This window comes from Bacteroides cellulosilyticus DSM 14838 (assembly GCF_000158035.1).
GTDB lineage: Bacteria > Bacteroidota > Bacteroidia > Bacteroidales > Bacteroidaceae > Bacteroides > Bacteroides cellulosilyticus.
Genome location: NZ_EQ973490.1, coordinates 757,370 through 762,102 on the forward strand (window position 1 = coordinate 757,370; position 4,733 = coordinate 762,102).

At 43.3% G+C, this 4,733-nt stretch carries 4 protein-coding genes and 1 pseudogene; 3 read left to right on the forward strand and 2 right to left on the reverse strand.

Features of this window, described 5'->3' with window-relative positions; all coding sequences use genetic code 11:
- Positions 1 to 746, forward strand: a 746-nt coding sequence (locus BACCELL_RS07595) for an IS3 family transposase (RefSeq protein ID WP_007211089.1), incomplete at its 5' end; no start/stop codon positions are given.
- Between the two features lie 1,231 nt (positions 747 to 1,977).
- On the opposite strand, the pseudogene BACCELL_RS25995 reads toward BACCELL_RS07595, so the two are convergent.
- Together BACCELL_RS25995 and BACCELL_RS07605 are read right to left on the reverse strand one after the other, a co-directional pair.
- Positions 1,978 to 2,220 (reverse strand): annotated as a pseudogene (locus BACCELL_RS25995) (BRO-N domain-containing protein); the annotation flags it as partial.
- An 81-nt stretch (positions 2,221 to 2,301) separates the two neighbouring features.
- Positions 2,302 to 2,793, reverse strand: coding sequence for a Dps family protein (locus tag BACCELL_RS07605; protein WP_007211093.1), 492 nt, complete (start codon positions 2,791 to 2,793; stop codon positions 2,302 to 2,304).
- A gap of 216 nt (positions 2,794 to 3,009) precedes the next feature.
- On the opposite strand from BACCELL_RS07605, the gene BACCELL_RS07610 reads away from it, so the two are divergent.
- Positions 3,010 to 3,936, forward strand: coding sequence for a hydrogen peroxide-inducible genes activator (locus BACCELL_RS07610; protein ID WP_007211095.1), 927 nt, complete (start codon positions 3,010 to 3,012; stop codon positions 3,934 to 3,936).
- Between the two features lie 119 nt (positions 3,937 to 4,055).
- Entirely contained in the window at positions 4,056 to 4,622 is a 567-nt protein-coding gene (ahpC, locus tag BACCELL_RS07615) for an alkyl hydroperoxide reductase subunit C (RefSeq protein ID WP_007211096.1), read from the forward strand.
- The last annotated feature ends 111 nt before the right edge of the window (positions 4,623 to 4,733 follow it).

The following is a 4,733-nucleotide window of genomic DNA, read 5'->3' on the forward strand; positions in this document are numbered from 1 at the left end:
GAATTCTCACGGAAGTAAAAGTCATCGGGCTTGTGCAGGAAATCCGCACATTGGCACCCGGTATTGGCGCTTACAAGCTGTTTCTCATTTTGCGGGATATATATGAAGGCAAGCTGATGGGGCGTGACCGCTTCTACCGCCTGCTGCGTCGCAAGGGGCTCATGCTTCCCGCCTTAAAACGCCGTCATACCACCAACTCCAACCATAACTACCGGATGTACAAGAACCGTATAAAAGGATATAAGCCTCCCACCTTGAACCTGTTATGGGTGGCGGACATCACCTATATTGAAACGGACGACGGCATCTGCTATCTCCACTTGCTTACTGACGCGTTTACCCATGAGATAGTAGGCTGGACCCTGTCCGAGAGTCTTGTAGCGGAGAACACTCTGCAAGCACTCAACCAGGCCATAACCATGTTTCCCGAGGCTGATTTCACACGACTGACCCATCACTCGGACAGAGGGGCACAATATTGTTGTAATAGATATGTGGACAGGCTCAAGGAAATGAATATCTCCATTAGTATGACAGAAGACGGGAATCCCACTGACAATGCGATTGCCGAGAGGGTAAATGGAATTATAAAACAGGAGTGGCTATACAGGGAGAAACGTCCCGGGAATATTGTCGAAGCAAGAATCAGGATAGCCCGGATTATTGATTTCTACAATAATATACGCCCACACAGGAGTAATAATATGAAAACACCCAAGGAAATGAGGGTTAGCGCAACAGCTTAACGCTCTTTGGAGGCTTCACGCCTCCAGCCGCTAAGGCAAACCACCGTGGTGTTTTTCATAATATTCCTTGTCGGATATATAATTAATGGCTAATTGGGTCATGGAAAAATACACATCTATAGAAGATGTATATATTTATAACCGGCAAGGGAATGTGTAAAGTTTATCAGGAACGTAAAATCCAAGATGTAAACTTAAACAGGAAGACTATTTTTAACTGTGAAGAAAAGCAGTATATATCAAAACAAAAGTGTAAAGTAAATCCAAGCATAGTCATGGGGTGATCATTGCCTGAAATTACATTGCTTGTTATGGATGAGAACAAGCAATGTAATCACCCACAACATTACTTGTACCGGATCACATCATTACTTGTTTTCAGGTCAAATATTCTTCAAAAAAGAACTTAATCATTCTTCATAAAACAGCTTGGTACATAAATGATCGTTTATCCCCCTCTATTTATTTTTTAACATTACTAAGTCATAAAAAAACTTTTTCTTCTTTCAGTCTTTCAGTTTTTCCCGAGCTCCCTGTTCATCGGCATTCCGGCTGAAACTTCCGACCTGAATGTTGTTTCAGGCATCTTTCAGCCGGAATGCCGATGAACAGGGAGCTCGGAAGGGCTGAAAGACTGAAAGAACGGAAAGAGCATTTCTCTCAAAAACCGACAGAAAGGAGATATTTGCATAAATTAGGGCACAGTTACTTCACTTCCACAAACGATGCCTTGCAAATATTATTCTTCCACGCCAGATAATATATCACATATCCTATCAATGATATCACTGAGCCTACACCCGGAATAATATAACCTATCAACAAAAGAACAGAAGCCTTTATGCACCTTCGTCATCGCTTTCGCATCTTCGCTTCCCGACAAATCTTCCATGCCATACAATCCGGCCAAATGCATGATATCACCTATCAATACACCCAGTGTAACAAGGATAGGCGCCAAGAAATCCTGCGCCACATCATACTGAAAATAGGATCTTCCTCCTGACTCGAAGAAACTCAATATATCTTCCAGATTCAACGCTATATCAATCAGAGCACAAGCCGCCATCAGGCTTATCCCTTTGAGGGCGAGGCGAATGTTTCTGATCCATTTCAAAACCTTGGTAGCCGATGACTGCGGAAGAAAAGAGTATTGTTTTCCGACCATAGTCAAGCGATAGTCTTCTTCCGAATACGCGTACAATTTCAATAAAGCGGGAAATGCCGACACTCTGTAGTCCATTAATGCTTGGTTAATGGAAAGTTCGGGGCCTTGCATTTGGTCAAGATATTCTACAGCCACTTGCCCATCCATAACTTAAAAGGTTCTGCCTTAGGCGATGGAATAGATTGAATAGTGCGGAGAAGTCACTGCCTTCTTTTTTAGGCGTGTTTTCAATACACGCCAATACTTGCGTGGATTAGGGCTATCTGTTAAGACTGCCACTACATCTACTATTGAGAGGTAGTATTTTTAGAAAAAAAGAAAAGGTGACCAAGCAGTGTTTCCACCACTTCATCACCTTTTCCATCATTTATCACCTAAACCTATATATTATTTGTCTGTGCATCCTTTTGTGCTGAAAGCAACCAGCATCCAAACCATCTTTTCCTGTTCTTTCAGATAGCCTGTCATCAGGTCGGCAGTAACGTCGTCGCCTGCTTCATTAGCCAGTTCAATGATCTTTCTCTCCTCACCAATGAGGTATCCGTAAGTTTCAAGAATATTGCTAACCGCATCGCTGCCGCAAGCCACGTCAGATACTTCTTTGATCTTTGCAACTTTCAGGTATTCGCTGAACTTGTTTTCGGGTACACCACCCAGCATCAGGATACGTTCTGCAATTTCGTCCACCTTCTCGGCTGCGTCGTCATACATACTTTCAAACTTCTCGTGCAATACGAAGAAACCATGCCCCTTGATGTTCCAGTGGAAACCGCGCAGATTCGTGTAATATACCTGGAAATCTGCCAAAAGTTGATGCAATGCAGATACTACGTTAGCTACTCCCGATCCATTTAACTTGATATAATTTAAAGTCTTCATAATTCTATGGTTTTAATAATTTATACTGTTTTTCTTTTTTCTGTTGCAAAGAAAGTGCAAATCGAAGGCAGAAGCAAGCTTGCTTGATTATGCTGAGATGCAGCCTTTCTTCGTTTTTTGTACAAAGATAAGGCGGAAACCCATGCTTGTCAAACAGATAATTTCTATCTTTGCATAGACAGAATCTATATAACCCGTTCAAACCCCTTATTTATCATGACTTTACAACAACTGGAATACATTCTTGCCGTTAGTCAGTTCCGCCATTTCGCCAAAGCCGCGGAACATTGCCGTGTAACTCAACCCACCCTGAGTGCCATGATACAGAAACTGGAAGACGAGTTAGACACCAAGATATTCGACCGCAGCCAACAGCCCATCTGTCCTACTCCAGTCGGACAACTTGTAATAGAGCAAGCCCGTATCGTATTGGAACAGGCAGGCCATATAAAGGATATTATTGAAGAAGAGAAGCACTCCTTGTCGGGTGTCTTTAAGTTAGGTATACTCCCCACCATCGCCCCTTACCTGTTGCCCCGCTTCTTTCCGCAACTGATGAAGAAATATCCTAAATTGGATATCCGCGTAACAGAGATGAAGACGAAGGACATCAAACAGGCTCTTATAAAAGGAGAGATAGATGCCGGCCTCATCGCCACCCTGCCTGAAAAGGATGACTTCCGCCAGATACCTTTATTCTACGAACAATTCTATGCTTATATCGCGCGCGAAAGCAAACTGTTCGATAATAAGATTATCCGTACCTCCGATCTCAGCGACGAACAGCTTTGGATGCTTGACGAGGGACATTGCTTCCGCGACCAGTTAGTCCGCTTCTGTCAGATGAAGGCGGCACAAGCCAGCCAGATCGCTTATCATCTAGGTAGCATGGAGACATTCATGCGTATGGTAGAAAGCGGTAAAGGCGTTACCTTCATTCCTGAACTTGCAATCGATCAGCTCAACGATACACAGAAAGAGTTGGTGCGCCCCTTTGCCATTCCCACTCCTACCCGGCAGATCATTCTCATCACCAACGAACATTTCATACGAACCACTTTATTGGAGGTACTCACAAAAGAAATACAAGCCTCTGTACCCCGCGAAATGCTGTCCCTGCGGGCAACTCAGTGCGTTGTATAGATTTCGTCTATCGGCCCATAAATCTTTTCAATCGTTTTTTTTGTTCTATCGGCAAAAGATGCTATATTTTTGCATCATCGAAAAAACAAAGTACTAAACCTTTTAAAACAAAAAAGATTATGGAACCAATTATCAATTCTCAGCTTCCTGAATTCAAAGTTCAGGCATTCCAGAACGGAAGTTTCAAAACAGTAACTAACGAAGACGTAAAAGGCAAGTGGGCAATATTCTTCTTCTATCCCGCAGACTTTACGTTTGTATGCCCTACCGAACTGGTGGACATCGCTGAAAAATACGAGCAATTCCAGGCAATGGGTGTAGAGGTATACTCAGTAAGTACCGACTCTCACTTCGTGCACAAAGCATGGCACGATGCATCCGAAAGTATCCGTAAGATCAAGTATCCGATGCTGGCAGACCCTACAGGCGTGCTGACTCGTGCATTCGGTGTAATGATCGAAGAAGAAGGTATGGCTTACCGCGGCACATTTGTCGTGAACCCCGAAGGCAAAATCAAGATTGCCGAAATACAGGACAATAACATCGGACGTAATGCCGACGAACTTCTCCGCAAGGTAGAAGCTGCACAGTTCGTTGCAACGCACGACGGTGAAGTATGTCCCGCAAAATGGAAGAAAGGCGGCGAAACACTGAAACCAAGTATAGATTTGGTTGGTAAAATTTAAGTTCACATCCCTTTTTTATTAGCGAGGTCCCCTTTATCCATTGCACACATAGAGGGGGCCTCTTTTATCTTACATTAGTACCCGTTGGCGAGATTAGTTTATATCGTATTA